Source organism: Lysinibacillus sp. GW821-FHT14F06, from assembly GCF_058803665.1.
Genome location: NZ_JBXAPF010000031.1, coordinates 1 through 25,193 on the forward strand (window position 1 = coordinate 1; position 25,193 = coordinate 25,193).

24 protein-coding genes and 3 tRNA genes are annotated in these 25,193 nt (G+C 38.0%); 4 read left to right on the forward strand and 23 right to left on the reverse strand.

The features are described 5' to 3' along the window. Positions 1 to 661: 661 nt before the first annotated feature. From lysS to AC1RNS_RS20870, 17 genes are all read right to left on the reverse strand, one after another. The gene (gene lysS / locus AC1RNS_RS20790; protein ID WP_492995455.1) at positions 662 to 2,164 is read right to left on the reverse strand and encodes a lysine--tRNA ligase; all 1,503 of its coding nucleotides are present in this window, start codon (positions 2,162 to 2,164) and stop codon (positions 662 to 664) included. Between the two features lie 176 nt (positions 2,165 to 2,340). Beyond that, positions 2,341 to 3,381 (reverse strand): tRNA dihydrouridine synthase DusB, encoded by a 1,041-nt coding sequence (gene dusB, locus AC1RNS_RS20795; RefSeq protein WP_492995457.1) that lies wholly within the window; start codon positions 3,379 to 3,381, stop codon positions 2,341 to 2,343. Between the two features lie 86 nt (positions 3,382 to 3,467). After that, positions 3,468 to 3,989, reverse strand: coding sequence for a 2-amino-4-hydroxy-6-hydroxymethyldihydropteridine diphosphokinase (folK, locus tag AC1RNS_RS20800; protein WP_492995459.1), 522 nt, complete (start codon positions 3,987 to 3,989; stop codon positions 3,468 to 3,470). Further along, positions 3,989 to 4,354, reverse strand: a complete 366-nt coding sequence (gene folB, locus AC1RNS_RS20805; RefSeq protein ID WP_492995461.1) for a dihydroneopterin aldolase — start codon at positions 4,352 to 4,354, stop codon at positions 3,989 to 3,991. Before folB ends, folK begins: the two co-directional genes overlap by 1 nt. Further along, complete coding sequence (gene folP / locus AC1RNS_RS20810) at positions 4,354 to 5,208, reverse strand: dihydropteroate synthase (protein WP_492995463.1); 855 nt, start codon at positions 5,206 to 5,208, stop codon at positions 4,354 to 4,356. The genes folB and folP overlap by 1 nt, the downstream gene beginning before the upstream one ends. Before the next feature lie 13 nt (positions 5,209 to 5,221). Then, positions 5,222 to 6,061: an aminodeoxychorismate lyase gene (gene pabC / locus AC1RNS_RS20815; RefSeq protein ID WP_492995464.1), complete on the reverse strand. Its 840-nt coding sequence runs from the start codon at positions 6,059 to 6,061 to the stop codon at positions 5,222 to 5,224. Then, the gene (gene pabA / locus AC1RNS_RS20820; RefSeq protein ID WP_492995466.1) at positions 6,062 to 6,643 is read right to left on the reverse strand and encodes an aminodeoxychorismate/anthranilate synthase component II; all 582 of its coding nucleotides are present in this window, start codon (positions 6,641 to 6,643) and stop codon (positions 6,062 to 6,064) included. Then, a complete protein-coding gene (locus AC1RNS_RS20825) occupies positions 6,640 to 8,049 on the reverse strand; it encodes an anthranilate synthase component I family protein (RefSeq protein ID WP_492995468.1) in 1,410 nt (469 codons plus the stop codon). Before AC1RNS_RS20825 ends, pabA begins: the two co-directional genes overlap by 4 nt. Positions 8,050 to 8,309: 260 nt before the next feature. Next, positions 8,310 to 9,239, reverse strand: a complete 930-nt coding sequence (gene cysK, locus AC1RNS_RS20830) for a cysteine synthase A (RefSeq protein ID WP_054772178.1) — start codon at positions 9,237 to 9,239, stop codon at positions 8,310 to 8,312. Positions 9,240 to 9,498: 259 nt separating this feature from the next. Next, positions 9,499 to 10,470 carry a peptidyl-prolyl cis-trans isomerase gene (locus AC1RNS_RS20835; protein WP_492995470.1) on the reverse strand — a complete coding sequence of 324 codons (972 nt, stop codon included), beginning with the start codon at positions 10,468 to 10,470 and terminating at the stop codon, positions 9,499 to 9,501. After that, positions 10,454 to 11,335 (reverse strand): Hsp33 family molecular chaperone HslO, encoded by an 882-nt coding sequence (hslO, locus tag AC1RNS_RS20840; RefSeq protein WP_492995472.1) that lies wholly within the window; start codon positions 11,333 to 11,335, stop codon positions 10,454 to 10,456. The genes AC1RNS_RS20835 and hslO overlap by 17 nt, the downstream gene beginning before the upstream one ends. Before the next feature lie 21 nt (positions 11,336 to 11,356). After that, positions 11,357 to 12,124, reverse strand: a complete 768-nt coding sequence (locus tag AC1RNS_RS20845) for a type III pantothenate kinase (RefSeq protein WP_492995473.1) — start codon at positions 12,122 to 12,124, stop codon at positions 11,357 to 11,359. A 192-nt stretch (positions 12,125 to 12,316) separates the two neighbouring features. Continuing rightward, positions 12,317 to 13,150: an aldo/keto reductase gene (locus AC1RNS_RS20850; protein WP_492995474.1), complete on the reverse strand. Its 834-nt coding sequence runs from the start codon at positions 13,148 to 13,150 to the stop codon at positions 12,317 to 12,319. Between the two features lie 237 nt (positions 13,151 to 13,387). Further along, positions 13,388 to 15,418, reverse strand: a complete 2,031-nt coding sequence (ftsH, locus tag AC1RNS_RS20855; protein ID WP_492995475.1) for an ATP-dependent zinc metalloprotease FtsH — start codon at positions 15,416 to 15,418, stop codon at positions 13,388 to 13,390. A 283-nt stretch (positions 15,419 to 15,701) separates the two neighbouring features. Next, positions 15,702 to 16,244 (reverse strand): hypoxanthine phosphoribosyltransferase, encoded by a 543-nt coding sequence (gene hpt / locus AC1RNS_RS20860; RefSeq protein WP_283870272.1) that lies wholly within the window; start codon positions 16,242 to 16,244, stop codon positions 15,702 to 15,704. Between the two features lie 65 nt (positions 16,245 to 16,309). Beyond that, on the reverse strand, positions 16,310 to 17,716 hold the full coding sequence (gene tilS, locus AC1RNS_RS20865) for a tRNA lysidine(34) synthetase TilS (RefSeq protein ID WP_492995477.1): 1,407 nt from the start codon (positions 17,714 to 17,716) through the stop codon (positions 16,310 to 16,312). A gap of 38 nt (positions 17,717 to 17,754) precedes the next feature. Next, complete coding sequence (locus AC1RNS_RS20870) at positions 17,755 to 20,139, reverse strand: SpoIIE family protein phosphatase (protein WP_492995478.1); 2,385 nt, start codon at positions 20,137 to 20,139, stop codon at positions 17,755 to 17,757. A 514-nt stretch (positions 20,140 to 20,653) separates the two neighbouring features. Here AC1RNS_RS20870 and AC1RNS_RS20875 point away from each other — a divergent pair. From AC1RNS_RS20875 to AC1RNS_RS20890, 4 genes are all read left to right on the forward strand, one after another. Next, a tRNA-Gly gene (locus AC1RNS_RS20875) sits at positions 20,654 to 20,728 on the forward strand. Positions 20,729 to 20,736: 8 nt separating this feature from the next. Beyond that, a tRNA-Met gene (locus AC1RNS_RS20880) sits at positions 20,737 to 20,813 on the forward strand. A 6-nt stretch (positions 20,814 to 20,819) separates the two neighbouring features. Further along, positions 20,820 to 20,891: transfer RNA gene (locus AC1RNS_RS20885), tRNA-Glu, on the forward strand. 179 nt (positions 20,892 to 21,070) lie between these two features. Beyond that, positions 21,071 to 21,322: a hypothetical protein gene (locus AC1RNS_RS20890; RefSeq protein WP_492995479.1), complete on the forward strand. Its 252-nt coding sequence runs from the start codon at positions 21,071 to 21,073 to the stop codon at positions 21,320 to 21,322. 201 nt (positions 21,323 to 21,523) lie between these two features. Here the strand turns inward: AC1RNS_RS20890 and AC1RNS_RS20895 are convergent, their stop codons facing one another. The 6 genes from AC1RNS_RS20895 to yabN all read right to left on the reverse strand — a co-directional run bounded on the left by AC1RNS_RS20895 (position 21,524) and on the right by yabN (position 25,192). After that, positions 21,524 to 21,952, reverse strand: coding sequence for a S1 domain-containing RNA-binding protein (locus tag AC1RNS_RS20895; RefSeq protein WP_219363866.1), 429 nt, complete (start codon positions 21,950 to 21,952; stop codon positions 21,524 to 21,526). Positions 21,953 to 22,086: 134 nt separating this feature from the next. Then, entirely contained in the window at positions 22,087 to 22,491 is a 405-nt protein-coding gene (locus tag AC1RNS_RS20900) for an FtsB family cell division protein (protein ID WP_492995480.1), read from the reverse strand. Between the two features lie 17 nt (positions 22,492 to 22,508). Next, positions 22,509 to 23,000: a spore cortex biosynthesis protein YabQ gene (gene yabQ, locus AC1RNS_RS20905; protein WP_492995482.1), complete on the reverse strand. Its 492-nt coding sequence runs from the start codon at positions 22,998 to 23,000 to the stop codon at positions 22,509 to 22,511. Beyond that, positions 22,997 to 23,296 carry a sporulation protein YabP gene (yabP, locus tag AC1RNS_RS20910; protein ID WP_004229167.1) on the reverse strand — a complete coding sequence of 100 codons (300 nt, stop codon included), beginning with the start codon at positions 23,294 to 23,296 and terminating at the stop codon, positions 22,997 to 22,999. Before yabP ends, yabQ begins: the two co-directional genes overlap by 4 nt. Before the next feature lie 141 nt (positions 23,297 to 23,437). Then, positions 23,438 to 23,728 (reverse strand): RNA-binding S4 domain-containing protein, encoded by a 291-nt coding sequence (locus AC1RNS_RS20915; protein WP_492995485.1) that lies wholly within the window; start codon positions 23,726 to 23,728, stop codon positions 23,438 to 23,440. Positions 23,729 to 23,731: 3 nt separating this feature from the next. Continuing rightward, positions 23,732 to 25,192 (reverse strand): bifunctional methyltransferase/pyrophosphohydrolase YabN, encoded by a 1,461-nt coding sequence (gene yabN, locus AC1RNS_RS20920; protein WP_492995486.1) that lies wholly within the window; start codon positions 25,190 to 25,192, stop codon positions 23,732 to 23,734. Position 25,193: the final 1 nt, after the last annotated feature.

The window sequence follows — 25,193 nt, forward strand, 5'->3', positions numbered from 1 at the left end:
TCTCGTTCACTAGCATAAGTTAGCTACTAAAAACTTTATTGATTACGTTTTGCTTGTTCAGTTTTCAAGGTTCATTTCAATTGCATCAACAGCAACCATTGTATTATAACATCTTTTGTTTTGTTGTCAAGCACTAAATCATCTTAATTTAGTTATTCAAGAGACAACTCTCGAAATATATCATAATCAAATCTCAGTGTCAACATCTTCTTTTGAAACTTCGTATTCTCAATGTCAACTCTTACGTCGTCTTAGCGACAAGTAATAATTTATCATGATTCAAATAACTATGCAAGCATTTTTGAATTATTTATTTATCTTTTTAAAATCTCTGATTTTGTTAGCTATTTTACGTATTTTCGAGATAGATGAACTGTCTTACGCTCATGTAATACATGATTATTTGTTTAAATATACATTTCTTTTATATAAATCACAACAAATAAAAATTAAGAACAGGGCATATTTTAATTAACTGTTCATATAGGTTGAGCCTTCTTCTTTAAAGTATTGCATAATTATTTTAATCGTGTTTAGAACAAAAACAGGAGCCATGGTGCTTATTAACACCCTTGACTCCTGTTATTTATGCTTGTCCTTTCTAATGAAGCCTATTATTTTAAAAGCTGTTCATTAAAAGATAGCGCCTTCTTCTATATAATTATTTTGTAATATGACGCATAGTAGGGAATAACAGTACGTCACGAATTGAAGGTGAGTTTGTAAGAAGCATGATTAAGCGATCGATACCAATACCTAAACCACCTGTTGGAGGCATACCAAATTCTAATGCTTCAATGAAGTCATTATCCATCTCATGCGCTTCATCATTACCCGCAGCCTTTTCAGCCATTTGTGCCTCGAAGCGTTCTCGTTGATCGATTGGATCGTTTAGCTCTGTGAAAGCATTCGCATGCTCACGACGTACGATAAATAGCTCAAAACGGTCTGTAAAACGCTCGTCCTCTGGGTTTTTCTTAGCTAGAGGGGAAATTTCTACTGGATGACCATAAACAAATGTTGGTTGTACAAGAGTTTCTTCAACCTTTTGCTCAAAGAACTCATTAATAATATGACCTACTTCATGAGATTCTTTAACCTCTACTCCATGCTCTTTAGCAAGTGCTTGAGCTTGTTCTACAGTCATTGGCTGCCAGAAGTCTACACCTGTCATTTCTTTTACAGCATCTACCATATGAACACGTTTCCAGCCCACAGCAAGGTTGATTTCATCTTCCCCATATTGAACTGTCGTTGTACCAAGAACTTCTTGTGCAACATGTGCAATGAGATTTTCTGTTAAGGACATTATATCCTTATAATCAGCATATGCTTCATATAGCTCTATCATCGTAAATTCAGGATTGTGACGTGTTGAAATTCCTTCATTACGGAAAACACGACCAATTTCATATACTTTTTCTAGCCCACCAACGATTAATCGTTTTAAATGCAATTCAATTGCAATACGCATATATAATTCCATATCAAGTGCATTGTGGTGTGTAATAAATGGACGAGCCGCAGCACCACCAGCAATTGTATGAAGCATTGGTGTTTCTACTTCTAAGTATCCAGCGTTATCTAAATAGTTACGAATTGAACGAATGATTTTAGAACGAGCGATAAACGTTTTTTTACTATCTTCATTTGTCATTAAATCTAAGTAACGTTGACGATAACGTTGCTCTACATCCTGTAAGCCATGAAATTTCTCTGGCATAGGGCGTAGGGCTTTTGTTAGAAATGTAAACTCCTCTGCCTTTACTGAAAGCTCTCCAACTTGCGTGCGGAATACATTCCCTCGAACTCCAACAATATCTCCAAGGTCAGCTTGTTTGAATAATTCATATGCTTCTTCGCCAACATGATCTTGACGAACGTAAATTTGAATTTGACCATTTAAATCTTGAATATGTGCAAAGCCAGCTTTACCTTTACCTCGTTTAGTCATAATGCGACCTGCAATAATTACTTCTTGTAGATGTTCTTCTAGCTGCTCTTTTGTTTGATCTGCAAATTGCTCACGTACTTCCGTTGATAAATGTGTACGCTCAAAACGACTTCCAAATGGATCTTGACCGTTCTCTTGGATAGCCGTCATTTTTTGGCGTCTCACCAAAAGCTGATCATTTAATTCTTCTATATTTGACACGTATTTCACTCCTTATTAAATTGTCCGCGTTTACGTCCATAATATTTCTATTGTACACAATTTTAATGCTGTAATCATCTGTTTCAGTTTTTTTTCAAGTTCAACAAAAATGATTAATGATTCTGAAAATTAACGGTTACAACAAAAAAAGCGTCTCTTTTAAGCATCGAGACGCCTTCAGATAATTACATAATTAATTCTTTTGCTACTGGTACAATTAACTTAGATTCACTTTCTTCATAGTCTTGCACAACACCATTTAACAAGGCACGGAACTCAGAAGCTGTTTCTGTTTGATTAATAGTATTACGAGCTTTCCCGTTCCCTCTTATACCTTTTAAATACCACGAGGCATGTTTACGCATCTCACGTACTGCCACAAGCTCGCCTTTTAATTGAATAAGGCGTTCGAAATGAAGTAAACATACATCCATTTTTTCACGAACGCTTGGCTCTTCCTTTAACTCACCTGTTTTAAGGTATTGAACTGTACGATAAATCATCCAAGGATTGCCTAGGGCAGCTCGGCCAATCATTACAGCGTCTACACCAGTTGTATCTAGCATCCGTTTAGCATCTTGAGGTGTCTCGACATCACCGTTACCTAATACAGGAATCTTTACATTTTCCTTAACTTGACGAATGATATCCCAATTTGCTCTGCCTTCATACATTTGCACACGAGTACGTCCATGAACCGCTACTGCTGATGCACCTGCACGTTCTGCCGCCTGTGCATTCTCAACAGCAAAGATATGCTCTTCATCCCAGCCAATACGCATCTTTATGCTGACAGGTTTTTTTACCGCATCTACAACAGCCGCTACCATCTCATATAATTTATTTGGATCTAAAAGTAAACGAGCGCCAGCTTCACATTTAATAATTTTATTAACCGGACAACCCATATTGATATCAATAATATCTGCAGTAGTATTTATATCTACATACTTTGCAGCCTCTACTAATGTTGCCTTATCACCACCAAAAATTTGTAGTGAAAGTGGGTTTTCACGCTCATCAATATAAAGCATACCTAAAGTTTTTTCGTTCTTATGGACGATCCCTTTATCACTAATCATTTCTGCATATACAAGCCCTGCTCCAAACTCTTTTACAGTTAGTCGGAAGGCAGAGTTACAAATTCCAGCCATTGGCGCTAATACGACACGGTTGTCCATAACAATATTGCCAATCTGAAACGACTTCTCAGTTGGTTGACTCAACGGTGATTTCCTCCTTCGATGGGTTTTACATATCCTAAAATGCTATGAAATGATAGATCATCCATACACACATAATGATAAAATTATTAATTTACTGATTGCAATATAACAAGCTCCTTAGACTCCAGCCATAAGGTTACACCTTCGTCTGCATAATTTAACTGTTGGCATAGGTCATGAGCTCGTTGTAATTGTTCTCCAACAGGAACAGGTGTAATTTCTACCAGAGGAACTAACACGAAAGCTCGCTCATACATTCTTGGATGTGGAACAATTAAGCTCTCCGTTTCAATATTTTCGTGATTGTAGAGCAGAATGTCAAGGTCTATGATGCGAGGACCCCACCTAAATTCACGTACACGCCCAAGTTCTTGTTCAACTGATTGGCATATGTTTAACATTTCAGAAGAGGATAGGGCAGTTTTAATATGAACTGCAATGTTTAAAAAATCAGCTTGATCAGTGTAGCCAACAGCTGCCGTTTCATAGACGGAAGATATACGAGCAACCTGAATTCCTTCACTAACTTTTAAAAGCTCCACAGCGTGTTGGAGATTTTCTAAACGATCCCCTATATTCGTGCCGATAGATAAATAAACATCATTCATTAAAACTCACCCCTCGTTACTTCAACCGAAACTTCTTTATAGTAACCATGTATGGGTGGGTCCGGTTTAATAAGCTCTACACGAACACCCTTCACTTTATCTGCGTAAGTCTCTAATATACTATTTGCTATTTTCGTAACAAGTGATTCAATAAGCTTTAAAGGCTCACCTTCAACAATGTCACGGCACAGCGCATAAACTTCAGCATAGTTTACCGTATAGTTCAGATCATCTGTTTCCCCAGCCTCTGTCATATCTACCGCAAGTGAAACATTCGCTCGGAAGCGCTGACCAAGTGTTGTTTCTGCTGATAACACACCATGATAACCATAAAACTGCATATCCTTTAAATGAATATAGTCCATTACGCTTCCTCCTTATAAATACGTTTACCAATTAATACATCGGTCATATGGGTAGCTCGTGCCATTTCCTGTACATCATGCACTCGAACGATATGACATCCCTTTTCTACACCATAAACAACTGTTGCACCAGTACCTTCTATCCGTTCCTCAACAGGCAACTGCAAAACATTACCAATCATTGATTTGCGTGATGTTGCTAGCAAAACGGGATAGCCCATTGCCACTAAATCGTTTAAATGTTGCATCATTTTTATATTTTGCTCTGTAGTTTTGGCAAATCCAATGCCTGGATCTAAAATTATATGGCTATCAGGGACACCAGCACTATGAGCAATGGCAATACTATTCTCTAAATCCGTTCTGGCAGTTATCCAAAAGTCTGAACTATAATCTGTATTTTCACGATTATGCATTAGAATAATCGGAACATGTAACTCTGCAGCAACCTTAGCAATCTCAGGCTCAGCCTTTGCACCCCAAATATCATTAATTATATGTGCTCCAGCTTCTATTGCAGCACGAGCGACATTTGCCTTATACGTATCAATCGATATAATGGCTGGTACTTCTGCTACTAGCGCTTGAATCACTGGAACAATGCGGGCTATTTCATCTTCATCCGAAATACGTGTATAGCCAGGGCGAGTTGATTCTCCACCAACATCAATGATTTTAGCTCCTTCAGCTACCATTTTTTTGGCTTGAGTAACAGCGGCTTCTACGTTATTGTATTTGCCCCCATCTGAAAAAGAGTCTGGTGTAACATTTAAAATGCCCATCACAAACGTTTCTTTCGTATAGTCTAAAGTAATACCATTAATCGTTAATGGTGTTATATATTTTTCTAGCATGATAACGCTCCTTCTATCCTTGCTCCACTTCTTTAATAAACGCTTCATGTATACTCGTATAAATAGGCCCTTCCTTGCCTAGCAACATTTTGTTTGCTAGTTTACGAATTGGCACAAGTTCTTGTATAGAGTTCGTAATAAAGCATTCAGAACTATTCTCGACATCCTCCTTGGTAAAGAGCCCTTCCTTTACATTAATACCTAAAGATGACGCCTTTCTGATTACCCATCCTCGGATAATACCTGGTAAAATGCCTGTGTCCAAAGAAGGCGTATATAGTATATCATTTTTCACCCAAAAAACATTTGATGTTACACCTTCAGCCACATAGCCTTCTCTGGTTAAAAATAAGCCTTCCTGTTGGACTAAGGATGGCATTTCAAAGCGACCAAGAACATTATTCCCATAATGATGTGACTTAACGCGGACGCCCTTTTCAGGAGTATTACGAGGCGTCTCAAGCCACTGAGCATTTTTTTCTGTACCTCTAGGTGTAGACGGTAAATCTTTACGAAAAATAATAACATTTGGTTGCTTATATTCCATTGGCTGCAACCCAATACCATGCTCCCCTGCGGATACATTTAGACGGAAATAACCATCCTGCCCATTAGACTGCTTATTTAATTGCCGAACAGCCTCTAGTAATGTATCTGAAGAATATGTCAAATGAATATGATATTGTGATAGTGCAGCATGTAACCTTTCCATATGCATGTCCCACCCAAATACCATATCTCCATATGTGCGAAACGTTTCAAAAAAGCCCAAGCCATATAAAAATCCATGATCAAATGGTGAAATACGTAAATTTTGAGCTTCTATATATTCTCCGTTCATCCAACAATACATTTATTTCGCTCCCTCTACATACAAGTCTATAAATTGGCGCAGAAGCTTTTTCCCTTGCTCTGTCATTATGGATTCTGGATGATACTGTACACCTTCAATAGGATAGTCCTTGTGGCGAATACCCATAATTTCACCTTCATCTGTCCAGGCAGTTACTTCAAAGCACTTTGGCAATGTTTCCTTTTCTACAATGAGAGAATGATAACGAGTAGCATGAAACGGATTTGGCATGCCCTTATGCAAACCTATGTCAGCATGCAATACAGGTGAGGTTTTTCCATGCATCAAACGTTCTGCTCGAATAACATTTCCTCCAAATACCTGTGCTATCGCCTGATGCCCTAGACAAACACCTAAAATCGGAATATTTCCCGCGAAATAGTTAATAATGTTTAGGCTTTCACCCGCTTCATTTGGGCTACATGGTCCAGGTGAAATAACAATCATATCAGGTGCAAGTTGCTCAATATCCTTCACTGTTAACGTGTCATTTCTTTTCACAACGAGCTCATGTCCGAATTCTCCAAAATACTGAACAAGGTTATACGTAAAAGAATCATAGTTATCAATCATTAAAATCATTTTGCTCGCCCCTCCGCCATTGCCTTTGCCTGCCACATTGCCTTCGCTTTATTCAAAGATTCTTGATATTCTCGCTGCTGAACAGAGTCAATGACAATTCCTGCTCCTGCTTGAATATATGCTACGCTATCTTTTATAAAAGCTGTACGAATTACAATATTGAATTCCATATCTCCTGTATAGCCAAGCCAGCCAATTGAGCCTGTATATAACCCACGTCTTACAGGTTCTAATTCTTCAATTATTTCCATCGTACGAATTTTTGGAGCACCTGTAATTGTGCCACCTGGGAACATAGCACGGATAACATCTGCATTCGATCTACCTTCAGCGATTTCTCCCCGCACGTTTGACACTATATGCATTACATGTGAATAGCGTTCAATTACCATAAACTCATCCACCTCGACTGTCCCATATTTGGATACTCGGCCTAAATCATTGCGCTCCAAATCAACGAGCATTACATGTTCTGCTCGTTCCTTGTCGTTGTCGATTAACTCCTGTGCTAATACTGTATCCTCTTCCTCAGATTTCCCTCTTGGTCTTGTACCAGCAATTGGTCGCGTAGATAATTCATTACCATGACGCTTCACTAAAAGCTCTGGTGATCCAGAAACAATTGCAAAATCTGGTGCTTCAATGTAGGCCATATAAGGAGATGGATTAAAAGCTCGTAATGCCTCGTAGACATCTATCGCTGATGCGGTTAATTTTTTAGATTGACGGACAGATAAGTTCACTTGAAATACGTCGCCTTGTGCTATATAAGATTGAATTTTAGTTACTGCTTCTTCAAAGTCTGTTCCCGCAAATGATACTAGCAATTCACTTTCAGCATTTACTATTTCTACAGCACTTGTTTTTTCAAATTTGCGGTCATTTAAACCTGCTTGAGCCGCTACATGCCATGCATTAGCCCATTCTTCCAAATCTACATCACTGTTCTCTAACTTCATAAGCGTGACTTTATTTGTGTTCACATCGTGTACAGCCCAGCAGTCGAAAATATAAAAGTATATATCAGGAATATGTAAATCGTCCTCTGAGGAATCTGGCAACTCTTCAATTTTTCGCGCGTAATCATAGGCTACAAACCCGATTGCACCGCCTTGGAATACTGGTAGTTCAGCATTGAATGAAACTTGGTATTTTGCTACCAAATCCTCTAATAATGAAAGAGATTCACCCAGTAGAATTTCACTATCCCCATTTCGCCAATTCACAAGCAGACCATCCTTAACTGATTGCGCAGTGGCTAATGGATTCCATGCCCCTATTGTAAAATGTCCTCCACGTCCACTTTCTAAAAATACATGTGCTCGTTCTGCTTCTACTTGCTTTTTATAGCTATAAAAAAACGAATCTGCATCCATCGTTATTGTTTTAGTTTTTATTGTCTTCAAGTTGCCATTCCCCTTTAAATCATTTGATGTGATTCCATCTTAACTTGAATATTGCTGAGAAGCGAATATTTTTAAATTGTTCCATCCAATTTCATACCCATAGCAAATGCTCTAAAATATTTACATGGTCTGGCTGCTGAAAGTCTAGCTATCTACAACCATAAAACTCATCACACGTACGTCGTGAGACTCCATTTTAAAAACTCCTTCATAGAAAAAAGACTCCTCGTTAAAGGAGCCTTTGTTAGCAAATCATTAGATTAGTCTTCAAATTGATATAAAGGTGTAGATAAATACCGTTCACCATTAGATGGAACAATCGCAAGGACATTTGAGCCTTTTCCTAAACGTTTTGCTGTTTCAATTGCCGCATAGATAGCTGCACCTGATGAAATACCACATAAAATCCCTTCTTCGCGTGCTACTTTACGTGCTACTTCGAAAGCAATCTCATTTTCAACAGGGAATACTGAAGAATAGATATCTGTATCTAACACCTCAGGTACGAATCCAGCGCCAATACCTTGAATCTTATGCGGTCCTGGCTGGCCACCAGAAAGTACTGGTGAATCTTTTGGCTCAACTGCAATAATTTCGATCTCTGGATATTTTTCTTTTAAAACTGCACCTGCACCTGTAATTGTACCTCCTGTACCTACTCCAGATACAAATGCATCAAGTGTTAAACCGTCAAATGCTTCAACAATCTCTGGGCCTGTTGTCAAACGGTGAATAACAGCATTAGCAGGGTTTGTGAATTGCTGTGGTAAGAAGTAACCTTTTTCAGCTGCTAATTCTTCCGCTTTGGCAATTGCCCCCTTCATGCCTGCTGGACCAGGTGTTAAAACAAGCTCTGCACCATATGCACGTAATAAGTTTCGACGCTCTAAGCTCATTGTCTCTGGCATTACTAAAATAGCTTTATAGCCTTTAGCTGCTGCAATCATTGCTAGACCAATACCTGTATTACCAGAAGTAGGTTCAATAATAGTACCTCCTGGTTTTAGGGTACCGTCCTTTTCAGCTGCTTCAATCATTGCCAATGCTAAACGATCTTTTACTGAGCTACCTGGGTTAAAATATTCTAATTTTACATAAACCGTACCTTCGTTTTCGCCTGTTGCATGATTTAACTTTACAATTGGTGTTTTACCAACTAATTCAGCTACTGAGTTCGCTAATCTACTCATTTATTAATCCACTCCTAATCCCTACTATTTTTATAGGTTTTACTTATTTTGTATTTTATCAATTTTTCCAGTCGATTGTCAATAAATAAAACATATATTTTCAGAATATTTATTGAAAAACTTTGTTAAAACACGAAAAAAATCCGCTGAACTTTTGAGAATATGCCAATAAGCTGACGCAAATCATCTGCAGTATTATTTGGCTCACCTTCCCGCAGACTTCTTGCAGATTCTTTCTTAAACGCATTGGAGCTAACTACTATTTATCTTTTTTCTCTTCTCCATAATACCAAGTTGCCTTGAATTCAGACCAAAATGCTTCTGGTGTAACAGATTGTGGTAATTGATCTAGCGCAAGCTCACGTTCAATATGCTCTTTCACATCTTCGTATGTAAAGGATTGTCCTTCTGTGATCTCTTGGACTTGTACAATCCCATAATGACCGTTATTAAGCTTAAATGCTTTACTTACCTCATTTGCTTTTAATGCCATCGTTGCCTTTATAATTGCTGGATCGACATTTTCCTGTTTTTCTGTGAGAAAACCGATATCTCCACCCAAACTAGCTGAGGCACTATCTAAAGAAATTTCTCGTGCTAGCACGGAAAAATCAGAGTTATTTTTTAGCTCTTTTAATGCTTCCTCAGCAGCTTTTTTGGAATCCACTTCTATGAAATTCGTACGATAACTCGCCTTCGTATTGTATAGTGATTGATTTTCTTCATAATATTTTTCAATACTATCTTCTTTTATTTCTACATCTTTTGTTAGGACCTTATCTAAAATAAGCTGTGAGCGTATTTTTTGTCGCAGTTGCTCTACAGACAGATTTTGCATTGCCGTATCAAATTTATCCTGTGCAGAGCGCATTAGAGCAAGTTCTAAATCAATCTCTTTATCTATTACTTTAATTTTAAATTTCTTAGCTGCCTTTTCCATCACAGATTCATTTACTAAATTTTGTAGTGTCTCTTTACCATAGCGTTCTTCCATGGCAACCATCCACTCTTGACGCGTGATAAACTCCCCGTCAACGGCAGCGACTTGTTCGTCGCTACCAATTTCTTGACCTTTATTTGGGATTAACCAAGCAATCAACCATAAAATATTTCCTAATAACAGAACGGCAATAACTGTTAAAGCTGGTTTCGTTTTTAAACGTCGTTGCAATAGGGGCGTTTGGTTTGGCGTTGCAGTGGTTGAAGGTCGACGATTACGCGTTGAGCTCATCAATATAACCTTCTAGTTCTTCTTTGGAGAAATGATATGTTTCTAAACAAAAATGACACTGTGCTTCAGCACCACCATCTTCATCAATCATTTCTCGAATTTCCGCTGTCCCTAAACCTAAGATTGCAGCCCCAAATCGCTCTTTTGAACATTGACATTTAAATTCTACTGGCATGGAATCTAAAATCTGCAGATGATTTTCTCCTAATACTGCTTCTAAAATTTTCTCAGGCGTAAAGCCCTTTTCAATCATTTTGGAAACGGGCTCTAATGTTGAAAGATGCTGTTCGATTTCATTGATTGTCTCTTCATCACAGCCAGGCATCAATTGAAGGATAAACCCTCCAGCTGCAAGAATCGTATTATCAGGATTTACTAAAACACCTAACCCCACCGATGACGGTACTTGCTCAGATGTAGCAAAATAGTAAGTAAAGTCTTCAGCAATTTCACCTGAAACGATTGGCGTTTGGCCTGAGAACATATCTCTTAAACCAAGGTCTTTAACAACTGTTAGAGCTCCATCTGTTCCAACACCCGCACGAACATCTAGCTTACCCTGCTCGTTTAGATCGAAATGAACGTGAGGATTTGTCACAAAACCTCGTACATCACCTTTAGCATTACTATCAATAACCATTGGGCCAATTGGACCGTTGCCCTCAATTTTAATAGTGATTTTTTCTTCGCCTTTCAGCATGGCACCCATCATTACAGCAGCGGTCATAGATCGACCAAGGGCTGCCGACACAACAGGCCACGTATTATGACGGTGCTGAGCCTCCCCTACAGTTGCTGTTGTACAAGTTGCAAAAACCCGAACTTGTCCGTTGAACCCTAAGCCTCGTACTAAATAGTCTTTCATAAATGAAATGTCCCTCATTTCCTATTGGTTGCGTTTATATAGTTTATATAAACCTTTTAATGTTAAAAACGGATCAACTACATCAATGACCTGCGTCTCTCCGGCAATTAAATTGGCTAAGCCGCCAGTCGCAATCACGAATGGCTCTTCCTTACTTTGTGCTTTCATGCGATTAACGATGCCCTCAACTTGTCCAACAAAACCATAAAATATTCCGGCCTGCATCGCAGAAACTGTTGTTTTTCCTACAATATGCGTAGATCTCAATATTTCAATACGTGGTAACCTAGCCGCTTGTGTATAAAGTGCCTCCGTAGAAATCGTAATACCTGGAGCAATTGCACCTCCCATGTAATCACCTTTTTCATTTAAGTAACAAAATGTTGTAGCAGTACCAAAATCAACAATAATTATTGGTGCTTTATAAGCATCTAGTGCCGCAATAGCATTCACAATGCGATCGGAGCCCACCTCACGTGGGGTTTCATATTTTATATTCAAACCAGTTTTCACTCCAGGTCCTACAACAAGCGGTTTTTTACGAAAATATTTGTGACACATCGCTTCTAACGAAAACATTATCGGTGGCACAACCGAGGATATAATAATGCCGGTTATTTGTTCGAATGAGATGCCTGCATGATTGAAGAAAGCTGAAACTTGCATTGCGTATTCATCTTCAGTTTTGTGAAGGTCTGTCACCATACGCCAATGAAAGGCTAAATGATCGTTTTCATCATAGACCCCTAAAACGATATTTGAATTTCCTGCATCTAAAACTAATATCATAGTGACGCCCCCAATTTCTTGCACCTCATTGTCATTGTAACTGGCTCTATGCATCTGATACAACTATACAAAGTGTAGTTGAAATAAAGTTAAAATACTTTTAAAAATGATACCATACTTTACACCCTACGAAATAGCATTCATACTCATTTTAAAAAGGAGCCACCCTCCTATTAAGTAGCTCCTTACAGTTTATTTAAAATTAAACTTTTCTGGATCTGGACCACAGCGTAATCCATCATGTAATGCGTCTAACTGAGACATTTCTTTTTCTGTTAGTGCAAAATCAAAGACATTTAAATTCTCTGACATACGCGCAGGAGTCATTGTTTTCGGAATAGTTACTACCTCATGCTGAACATCATAACGTAACACAATTTGAGCTGGTGTTTTGCTGTATTTTGATGCCAGCTGCTGAATCAATGCTTCTTCTAATAAAGCACCATTCATCAGTGGGGACCATGCTTCTACTTGGATTCCTTTTTCTTTGCAGTATGCACGTACTTCCTCTTGTGTTAAATGTGGATGAAATTCAATTTGGTTAATGACAGGAATAACCGTTGCTTCCTTCAATAAATTTTCTAAATGATGCACATGAAAGTTACTAACACCTATTGAACGTACTCGTCCATCCTGATAAATTTTTTCAAGCGCTCTATAAATATTCATGTAATTATCATCGATTCCTGGCCAATGAACTAAATACAAATCTAAATATTCTAATCCTAATTTTTCTAAACTGCTATCATATGCTGCAAGTGTTTCTTCATAGGAAAGTCCAGCATTCCAAACTTTTGATGTGACAAACAGCTCTTCACGTGTTACAAAACCTTCCTCAATTGCTGCGCGGATTCCTCGCCCAACACTCTCCTCATTGCGATAAACTTGCGCTGTATCAATGCTACGGTAACCTTTTTTAATAGCTGTTTTTACAGCCTCAGCCAGGTCATCGCCTTCAGGTACTCGGAAGACACCATAGCCTACTAATGGCATTACTAAGCCATTATTCAATGTTACATTCTCCATATTTCCATACACTCCAATCTTTGTTATACAGACTAATGTCCAAATGAAGCACCATAAGTCACTTCCAAAAAGAACCTTTGACAACAAGACTATTCTAGCATCTTCTTAGCTAGGAATAGCAAGTTGTAAACACGCTTATCTGGAAATTACGTTAGATAATATTTATATCCTAATACCTGTTAACGAAAAAAGGCAAAGAAAAAGACTGTTCACTTATTGTAAACAGTCTTTTTTAAATTAATCACGTTTTTCATCGATACCTTTTGGTGCATTATGATTGAGCTCTGTGCCCTCTTTTGGTAAATCGGCCGTTGTTGGATTTGCTTCTTTGCTAAGCAATTCTTTTTTAACAGTCGGCTCACCAACGATATCTAATGTTGGTTTAGTTTCAGCTTTAGGAGCTTTTTCTTCAACCACCTCAACAGCCTCTGGTTCTGGTAAAACGCCGTGATCACGTAAATGTTCAATTTCTTGCGCATTCAATGTTTCTTTTTCCATCAAAGTATTAGCAATTAAATCAAGTAAATGACGTTTTTCCGTTAAGATCCGCTTAGTACGCTGATATTGAGAATCGATAATTTTTTGCATTTCTTTATCAATCTCATAAGCAATTGAATCAGAGTAGTTTTGATCCGAATTAAAGTCACGGCCAAGGAATACATTACCACCTTGACTTGAACCAAATTGCATCGCACCAAGATTCTCACTCATACCATATTCAGTTACCATTGCACGCGCAATACTTGTTACCTTTTGGAAGTCGTTATGTGCTCCAGTAGAAACCTCACCAAGTACAATTTCCTCAGCGACACGCCCACCCAAAAGTCCTGCAATACGGTCTAACAATTCTTGTTTTGTTGTAAAGAAGCGTTCTTCCTTTGGTAACATAATCGCATAGCCTCCTGCTTGACCACGAGGAACGATTGTTACTTTGTGCACTGTATCCGCTTCATCCAGTTCTAAACCAACGACTACGTGGCCAGCTTCATGGAAGGATACAAGCTTTTTCTCTTTTGCAGAATATACACGACTAGCTTTTGCTGGACCAGCAATTACTCGGTCAGACGCTTCATCGATATCTGCCATATTAATTGTACGTTTGCTTTTACGTGCAGCCACAAGTGCAGCTTCATTTAACAAGTTTTCTAAGTCAGCCCCTGAGAAACCTGGTGTACGTTGAGCAACAGCTGCTAAATCAACTGAATCTGCTAAAGGTTTGTTGCGAGCATGCACCTTAAGAATTGCTTCACGTCCTTTTACATCAGGATGACCTACTGTAATTTGACGGTCAAAACGACCTGGACGTAGTAACGCTTTATCTAGAATATCTGGTCGGTTTGTTGCAGCAATTATAATAATGCCTTCATTTGCGCCGAAACCATCCATCTCAACCAATAATTGGTTCAGGGTTTGTTCACGCTCATCATGGCCACCACCAAGACCTGCGCCACGTTGACGACCTACTGCGTCAATCTCATCGATAAAGATAATACACGGAGCGTTCTTCTTTGCATTTTCAAATAAATCACGAACACGGGATGCACCGACACCGACAAACATTTCTACGAAGTCAGAACCTGAAATCGAGAAGAACGGTACGCCTGCCTCACCCGCTACTGCACGTGCAAGCAATGTTTTACCTGTACCTGGAGGACCTACAAGTAAGATACCCTTTGGAATACGTGCACCGATTTCAGTGAATTTGCGGTGGTCTTTTAGGAAATCTACCACTTCTACAAGTTCTGCTTTCTCTTCATCAGCACCCGCTACATCTGTAAAACGAACTTTTTTCTTTTGATCATCGTAAAGTTTTGCTTTGCTTTTACCAAAGCTCATTACTTTATTACCGCCACCCTGTGATTGACTCATCAGGAAGAAGAATAAGAAAATGATAATGATGAAAGGAATAATCCCTGTAAAGAATTGAATCCATCCACTTGTTTCTGGTGCTGTTAAATAGCTAATATTACTATTCTTATCCTTAGCGGCCTCGTCTATGCGGTCCATTAAAGATGGGTTATCACGTGGGATATTTGCAGTAAAGCTTTCCCCTTTTTCATAGCCCTTTAGTGTACCTTCAACGATGTATACTGATTTATCAGGTTGAATTGTAGCTTTTGTTATTTCTTTCTTATCTAGAGCTTCTTGAAACTCAGCATAAGTTAACTCTTTCGTTGGTGCATTGCTACCATTGAAAGTACCAAAAATACCGATAATCACTAGGAAAATCAGTAAATAGAATATGGTATATCGAAATATTCGATTCATCTCCAGCCTCCTCATTACAAACAGAAAAATTATAAGTAAAATCTTAACATATCATGATTTCATCATACAACGAAAAGCACTACTTAAAAAAAGTTTGGTTCGCTTTTTGTCGAAATAGAAACATATTTATGTCATAATCACTGCATCCCAGCGTAATTGTACCTGTTCCTCGTTCTCAGCACAGCTAAACAATGTGTCAAGATTTCGAATTATTATTAATTCATTAAAAATCTGACCTTCGCTGAAGGCTTACTTTTCATAGCTGGGGGGTTTTCGTTAACTCTTAGAAAGAATATACCTCTGGTTTTAAAATACCGATATATGGTAAATTACGATATTTTTCTGCGTAATCTAAGCCATATCCTACAACAAAACCATCTGGTACTTCAAACCCAACATAATCAGCTGCTAAATTTACCTTACGACCTGATGGTTTATCTAACAATGTAACGATTTTAATGGATTTTGCTTTGCGGTATTTAAATAAGTCTACTAAATAGCTTAATGTTAAACCACTATCGATGATGTCCTCGATAATTAATACATCACGTCCCTCAACGCTTGTATTTAAATCCTTAAGAATTTTTACTTCACCTGACGATACTGTGGCATTTCCATAGCTGGAAACATCCATAAAGTCTAGCTCAATGAAAGAATCGAAACGCTTCATCAAATCCGTCATAAACGGCATTGCTCCTTTAAGAACACCAACTGCTAACGGGAATGAATCTTTGTATTCCGCAGTCAATTGCGCTCCTAGCTCAGCAATTCTTTCTTGCAATTGTTCTTCTGTAATCATAATTTTTTCGATGTCATTTTGTAACATGTCGATTCCTCCTCGTGTGTATCAAAAAATCTTCAACCTTTATGGTGATATGTTTTACAAAGACCTTAGTCTACGATGAGCACTGTATCATCGTTTGGTTGCGGAGTGGTTGAAAAAAACATTCCCATACGCACACCAATTACCGCTACGACCTCATTAGATGGAGAAATCAGTAACGGCCAGCTATTTCGCTCATTTAAAGGAATCTTTTCATCTATAAAAAGGCGAGATAAGCGTTTTGGCTGATCCATTCCTTTTAACAGCATTCTATCCCCTTCCTTGCGAGCTCTAACGTAGAGAGGAAGTTTGAGTCTGCTAGCGTTAAAATAAAAAAGTTGTGCAGTATCCGTCAGCAATTCAGACGATAAATCAGGCAACTTGACTACGCATAAACGTTCACCATTTGTCAGTGTTGTCCACCCATTAGCAGTCGAAATAATTTTTTTCTCAGGAGAAGTTTGACCTTCTAATGGTTCTTTCTTCTGAATCGATAATTTTCCGTAACGGCGAACTGCTAGAAATTCTTCTGGCAAGTGAACTTCAGCATACCCTGCTGTCGTATCACAAAGCTTTAAAATTGAAGTCAATAGAGCATAACTTTGTATCGTATTTGAATCTTTGTAAAGATAGTTTAATAGTATTAAAATGAGCCTCCTTTGTAAAGCAAGTGGTACCAATTGAAAAGCCTTAATTTCCATGCTATATGTATTTTCGTCTATTATTTTAATTATTCTAGAAAATACATCCTCCGCTAAAGTCATTAAATAGGCATCATCTTCTTGTAATTGTTCTGTAAAATGGGTCACTTGCTCGGTTACTCGTGGATTTTCTGCCTCCAATAATGGCACCACATGATGTCTGAAACGATTACGTACATAGGTGTCTTTGAAGTTGCTAGCATCTTCACGGTAATCTAAACCTTGTCTAAGTAAATATTCCCTTATTTCAGACTTTGTAACCGTTAAAAACGGACGAATTAATGATTTTCCTGTAAAAAAACGCTGTGACCGAATACCTTGCATACTGTTAATCGTTGCATTTTTAGTCAGGGCCATTAATACTGACTCCAGTTGGTCGTCCGCATGATGTGCAGTTACAAGCTTGCTAGCATTTGTTTCTTGCATGACCTCTTTAAAATACCGATACCTCTCTCTACGACAAATCAGCTGTGTATTCCCACTTTCTAAAGCCATAATCTCTGGTATTGGAATTGCTTTTGCATGTAAATATATTTCATGACTATCACAATATCTTTGGACAAAGGCTCTATCCTCAGCAGACGCTTCTCCTCTTAACATGTGATCAACGTGAATAGCCTCTACCTTAACTCCCCATTTTTCTTTTGTTTGAACAAAATAATGAAGTAAAGCCATAGAATCTACACCACCCGAAACGGCGATGAGAAGATGGTCGTCTTGCTGTATTAATTGCTTTTCTTCGATAAGTAATTTGACCCTTAATTCAAGTGACAAACGCTTCTCCTCCCCTTTTCGCTGACTACTTTAATCATTTAACTCATAGAATATTGAACTGGTCTAAACACCGCCCAAGTCGGTACAACATGTGTCACCTCTAACATCAAAACTGTACAATCATCCTCTATATCATAGTGACTTTGGAAAGACTGCATAATAGTCGTTAGTTTTTCCTGTATGGATTTGGTAGTGCTCGCAACCTGCTGAGCATAGGCTAAAAACGACTCTTCTTGTTCATCCCAATCAGCGATACTTGAAAATAACCCATCAGAATGCATTAGAATAACATCCCCTGCTTTCAGTTTTCTTTTTTCCGCCTCAATTGCTGAAATGGATAAAAATCCAACAGGTGCTGCATTACTTTCAACTTTTAGTACCTCTTTTCCACGTAAGATATACGTAGACATTCCCCCTGCTTTCCATGACCATAAATCACCATGCTGTAAATCTACAAGGGCAAAATCCAGTGTTGCATACATATCATCTTGTTGTTTTAAGGACATGACATAATGTAATGTGTGCATCGCAGTCTCTGGATTCATATTGTAATTCAAGCATTCCCGCATTAAATGTATTAGTTTTCTACTTTCATGCTGTGCTTCTTTACTCTGTCCCATACCATCTGACAATAAAATAGCAAATAATCCTGGATGTAATTGAAATAACGCATGGGAATCACCAGAATATAATGTAGCATCTTTTGACATACTATATATATCATACTCTACTTCAAAACTAATAGCTGACCTAAAGCTTACTTGAATGTGGCGAAATGGTACATCACATGTTACTACCTTTTCAATTTCAAACGGTTCCTCAAAAATATCATATAAAACTGGTAGTATCATCCTTTCTGCCAATGTTGTATCCTCTTCCCAATCGACTCGAGCTGGTGTGAGTGCACAGACAATTTTCCTTGCTCCAGGTTTATTACTCAGCACATCTAGCTGGAAGCATTCAATATGCGCCTCCTTTAGTTTTTGGATAATATCCTTTTCCACACTAACAAATGATACGGTGTCCTCCTTCATTTCTGCAATTAGCTGATTTAGATGATTGCTCATATCACGTAGTTGAAGTGCAATCATTTTCTTTCCGTGAAAATATTGTCCATTAATTCGCTCCCTGTATAGCTCCGTTTCTAACTCCTCGAAAATTTTCGTAGACTTCACACATTTATAACGAATTTGGTCCTCTGTCCGATGAATAGCAGATTCCTTCCCTACTCCCTTCATATGGAACCAGTCTGTCATCAGCTTATCCATACCGTTATTTTGAGCACCCCAACAGCGATCATAACGAAAACAACTTAAGCATGTATTCATTGGTGACACTTCCTTTGCAGCCTCAACAGGAGTTGTCATAAAGCGCTCAAACACAAGTTCCTTCATGAATTGTACAAAATGCTGAAAATGCTCTAATTTGTAAGTGACATGCTCCGTTAACCAATTTTGACGGGCGAGCAAGATCTCCTCACGCTGTGGAAACAGTTTGTCCCTCACCTTATCAGAATACTTTTTAGGAATGGTTAAGAAAGCAATACTCCCGACAGCAATGGATGTAAAATAAACGTTATCTAATGGTAAAGTTGCGTCATAAAATAAAAAAAATACACTTGGCAAGATGCCGCCAGCCGCCACTCCAAAGCGTCCTGCTCGAGCACCCATTCCAGCACACAATCCAGTTAACGTAGCAACCGAGAGCATACCCGTAAAAGACAGTTTTGCAACACCAATGAGCGTACCTAGAACTGCTCCAATTACAGTTGCTAACGGTACACTTCCCACTAATGCACCAAAGCATATAAATAGCTGCACTAAAAAAATGGGAAGAGAAAAATAACTAATTACAACTGTTTGCATTCCTGTTAGCATGGCGGCAAAAACTACTAGTCCAGAACCAAGCTTTTCATATGTCCAATGACTCGTAAACCATTCATAGGAATTAACAAAAAGGACTTGCATAAAAAGAGTCATAATAAGAGCTAATGCAGCTTCACAGCCAACATAAAATTGTACAAGCACAGGAGGCAAGCCCTGATACATAACCCCCTGCCATATCATTTGAACAAGCAATATAGCTGCTGCAACTGCAATACTTTTGGGGAGTTTCCAGTACCGGAAACGCATGATACACTCATACATGGCAATTTGTAAGGCTAAAATAACAACTTGTCCAAACCCAAGAAAGAATCCCCCTATTAAACCACCAATTAAAACATATTTAGCATATTCCTTATACTTCGTTCGTATAATTGCCCAAAAAGGAACCGAGAAAGGTACAGCTGCTTCAAATACAACAGACTGAGCTAAAAAAAAGGATGTTATAAAAAATAAAGAGCCAATAAGCAACTGCCTTTTTTTCACTCCTAGTTTATGGTCAGTTACGTTAGCTGTGTCAAACCACTCAATACTTGTCATTTCACTATCCCCTTTCCACACTTTCGGCTATTATAAAAAATTATACGTGGAAAGATTGTCTGACGGTGACAAGAAAAATTTTAAAAATTTCGACGAATACATATGCATAAATACGAGAATTGGCAGCAATCTCTACAATAATTCCAGCTACTTAAACTTTAATTTGTTTATTTCATAAAATTAAATCGTCATCACAAATTGTTTTTAGATCATTAAATATTAGTAACCATAGGATTAGATACCTCAATTGTTTTTATCTTTAATGTTTTTCCACTTTTCGTCAAAAATATAATGGCCAGAGCTTGCGCTGATAAGTTTCTACTTAAGAACAAAATATTTGCTAAAATTCCCACTTTTAAAATATATCTAGTTAGTAACTAAGGCTTCTACATTACAAATCTTAAACCGCTTTTATTTTGTTAAGAAAGATGCATATTTATTAATATTTTTTATAAAGCTACTTGACACTAGTGACGAAGGCTTGTATTATTTAACTTGTTGCTTAAAGCAGTTTGCGGAAGTAGTTCAGTGGTAGAACACCACCTTGCCAAGGTGGGGGTCGCGAGTTCGAACCTCGTCTTCCGCTCCATATATTTTGGCGGCCTAGCTCAGCTGGCTAGAGCGTACGGTTCATACCCGTAAGGTCGGGGGTTCGATCCCCTCGGCCGCCACCATAGAGAGGCCCCTTGGTCAAGTGGTTAAGACACCGCCCTTTCACGGCGGTAACACGGGTTCGAATCCCGTAGGGGTCATCATAAAAAGGCGTCTCAGAATATATTCTGAGGCGCCTTTTTCGAGATTAGAAAAGCTGGAACCTAAAAGCCATGTGATTACATTGGAGCTGTAGAAATTGCTTTTTTCTCTATCCCTTCCAACTAATAATGTGGCATACTATATAGATAAAAGAACATGTTATTAGGAGGTTAATCCTTTGGGTTCATTAACAAAGGCCGCTTTAATTTGTGGTAGCGGCTCCATGATTATTCTCATATCCATCCTTATTAATTTACCATTTATCGTACAGATATTTTTACTCCTAACTGGACTAGCCGTTAGTGTTTACGGTGTACTGTTACTTGTAAAAATGATGATAGGGGCAAATGATAAATCCTCTGAGACTACTGTTGAAGAAACAAACTTATCAACACTCAAAAAGAAAAAGAAACCAACTTCAACGTTTTAAAAATCAGCAACTAATTGTTATTCATATGCTCTTTCTATAGAGGAATAGATGAGTGTGCAGTTTATTTATTCTTGTAGTTTCCACTATCTTTTTCGTAGATGAAGTAATCCAGATAACTAATAAAAAAAGGATTAGCTCTTTCAAAAAGCTAATCCCAACTCTATTTCATACACTTTTTCTACGATTAAAACAGTCAGCAAACTACCCTCTTCTAGCTCCACGACCACCGCGTTTTGATTCTGTAGCACGTTTAAGCGTTGCTAGACGCTCATCACTATCTTTTAAGAAACGTGCCATTTTTTGCTCAAAATTCTCTTTTGGCTGATGGCGCTCGTTACGATCGTTAGAACGATTGTCACGACGTGGGCGTTGAGGACGCTCTGGTCTCTCAACTTGAGGCTTTGCTTTACGAATTGAAAGACCAATCTTTCCATCCGCTTCAACATTCATCACTTTAACTTCAACTTCATCTCCAACTTTTAGATGCTCATTGATATCTTTTACATAATTGTCAGCAACTTCACTGATGTGAACTAAGCCTGTTTTGCCATCTGGCAGCTCAACGAATGCTCCAAAATTTGTGATTCCTGTTACTTTACCTTGTACCTTGCTGCCTACTTCAATTGACATAAAAAAAATGCTCCTCCTTAAAAATTAAGCGACTCTTTTGAGCCATGTAATCAATTTAATCAAACTTTTTACTACAATAAGTTTCTCTTTTCATTATATATAACAATAAAAGAGTGTCAACAATACATAGCTCTTCAGTCGTCTTTTTTATCCTTCTTCTCTGGAATAATGAAAATAATTTCACCTTTTTCGGATAAGAAATACTCTTTACGTAACATCTTTGCAATATATTCATCATCTTCTAATTGCTTAATTTTAAGATTTAATGAATCGTGTTCATTTTTTATTTCTGTAAGATGCTGATTCGCTTCGTCCTTTTTCTTCTCTTTTTCAGCCAAAACTTCATTTTGGTGGAAAAGTATATTAACGAGAAAAGCGATAATAACGACTGGTACAATCGCAAAAAAGACAATTCTACGTATTTTTCGTTTACGAGCTTGTTTTTTACGATTAATAGCTTTATCCGTGCTACGGACATAGTCATTATCAAGTTTAGTAAAGTTTTGTTGGTCATCATTTGATGAATGACGTTTAGTCATGCCCGCACCTCCGAAAATTATTGTTGTTTCTTATTATACTTGATAAATTTAAATTTTTTTAAAAAAGTGTTGGACAAATACGAATAAATTTTGACAAAAGGTCTTAACACAAATACAAAAATGTTTATAATTATCTTCAAAATTTGTCGAATAATGGTGATAATTAATCGTACTATGAACCAGAAGGGTCTCCATGTTATATTTACCAAAATCCTTGCTATGAAACGTAAAAAAGTTTGAAAAAACGTTTGATACAAAAATATTCCGGCAATCTGCGCCAGCGGGTCATAAGCCCGCCAAGCGCCATCTTTTAACCAAAATAATAAATAATATGTCAACCCTCCCAGTAGAACCCAGGTGAGTAATTCAAATACCATCATCCACTTTCGAAGGCTTGACCTTTTTGGAGTTGAAAAAACAATGAGCCTAACACTATCAATTATAAACCCAACTGCTATACCGCTCAACACCATGACTAATAGCTGAACAAATTGTTCACTAACAATCATCCAAACAATTTATGAAGGAAACCTTTCGAGAAGCCACTTTCTTCCTCGTCATACTGTAAGGTCTTTACAGTTCCTTCAAGTGTCAATAGTCCTTTATCAACATCTAAATGAACGATATGCAGTTCCTCTCCACGGATTAACAAATGCCCTTGGGACGTCTTGATGAAAAATTCTTCCTGATCAAAGCGTTCAATTGATTTTACAGAAGTCATGTCCATTCTTTTACGATTACGAATCGTTAAAATATGTTCTCCAGATGGAATTGTGTAACGATTACTTTCTTGATGTAGCGTCATTTTCTTCCTCCTTTAGTCGTCCTAGCTTCTGTTCACTTTATGCGGACAACCTCCAAAGCATGACAACTTTATAAAAGTTATCTACTCCTCTTGCCTTGTTTGCTAGAAGGAATTCAGAAAAAAATAACTGCTTACATTCAATTAATCCTCATCATCAATAAACTCTGGCTCTATTTTATCCAAACGCTCCTCTTTTAAAATCGTAAACATTTTTGTAGCATCTTCTTTTTTCACAGTGTCCCGCAATTCATCTACACGTGCAGTGACAACTTTTTGCCCAAAACGAATAGCTAGCTCATCACCAGCTTTTACTGTACTACTTGCTTTTGCAATCTTTCCATTTATCGTAATACGACCTTGGTCCGCCACTTCTTTCGCTAGTGTGCGGCGCTTAATTAAACGGGATACTTTTAAAAATTTATCTAATCTCATATATTACTCCTTTTCTTTCCGCTTAGCTTCATTCCAGAAAGCATCTAATTGTTCTAAAGTATAATCAGAAAAAGGCTTTCCACTTTCTTTTACCCTTTTTTCAACATAACCAAATCGTCTCGCAAACTTCTCATTTGCATGTAACATTGCCTCTTCAGGAGATAGTTTATAAAATCGTGCTAAATTTACAAGTGTGAATAACACATCTCCGAACTCATCAAGACGTGACGCATTTGTACCTTTTATTACTTCATGACGAAATTCCTGCCATTCCTCTGAAAATTTGTCCCATGCACCATCCACATCAGGCCAGTCGAAACCTACTTTTGCTGCTCTTTTTTGATAATTAAAAGCCGTTTGCAGGGCAGACGATGACCTATATTCTTCTTCCAATAGGGGCTTATCGCTCTCACCCTTCTCCTGTGCTTTTATAGCTTCCCAATTAGCTACGACACCTTCCGCATCTTCTACTGAAACATCACCAAAAACATGTGGATGGCGACGAATCATTTTTTCACTAATAGAAGCTAAAACATCCTCCAGTGTAAAGTAACCTTGATCTTCTCCTATTTGTGCATGTAAAAATACTTGTAATAGTACATCTCCAAGCTCCTCAATCATCGCAAAGTCATCCTCTGCATCCACAGCCGCCAAATATTCATGGGCTTCTTCTAGTAAATATTTTTTCAGGGACTCATGTGTTTGCTTTTGATCCCACGGACAGCCGTTTGGACCTCTTAGAACAGCAATAATTTGTCTGAATGTTGACCAATCTCGCAATGCCTCTTCCTGTGATTTTACAGGCGGTACATAAACCGTTGTTAAATTATTCACCTCAACACTTTGATCAAGTTCATAAAGAGGGACTGTTATCAACTTTTCTTGTGATGATCCTGCGGCTGTAACCACCGTAACAGGATATTCATCATCATATTTTTCCATTAACGTAAGCTTTACTTCAGAGGCGCTGAATGTGTCATATACTTGGGCAATTAAAATATGTTGACGCATGTTGATGTCGTGCATAGAAAAGCTAGTACCATCAAGCAATTGAAAACCCTCAATTGGGTCAATTTTTAACGCTCCAAAGATTGGGTCTAAGAAGCTTTGTCCACCCTCGATGACTAAATTTATTCTTCCTTCATCTGAAGCGGCAATTAGTAATTGTACCGTCTGCTCAGCAACAAGTGGGTGCCCTGGAACAGCATACATAACATCTGCAAATGTTGTTGCTTCCACAAGCTTTTCTACAATTTCCTCATACACAGGCTGGAACGAGCTATGTTTTTCATACACAGCATCAAAGCTTTCAAACTGCAAGCCTTCTGCTAACAATGCCTCTAGTACAGGATGATCCACTGTTCGAACAAATAATTTTTGAGCAGCCTTTAATTTTTTATAAACACCCATTTGCAGCTGATCAAAATCCCCTGCACCCAAGCCGATTACTGTTAAAGTTTTCAAA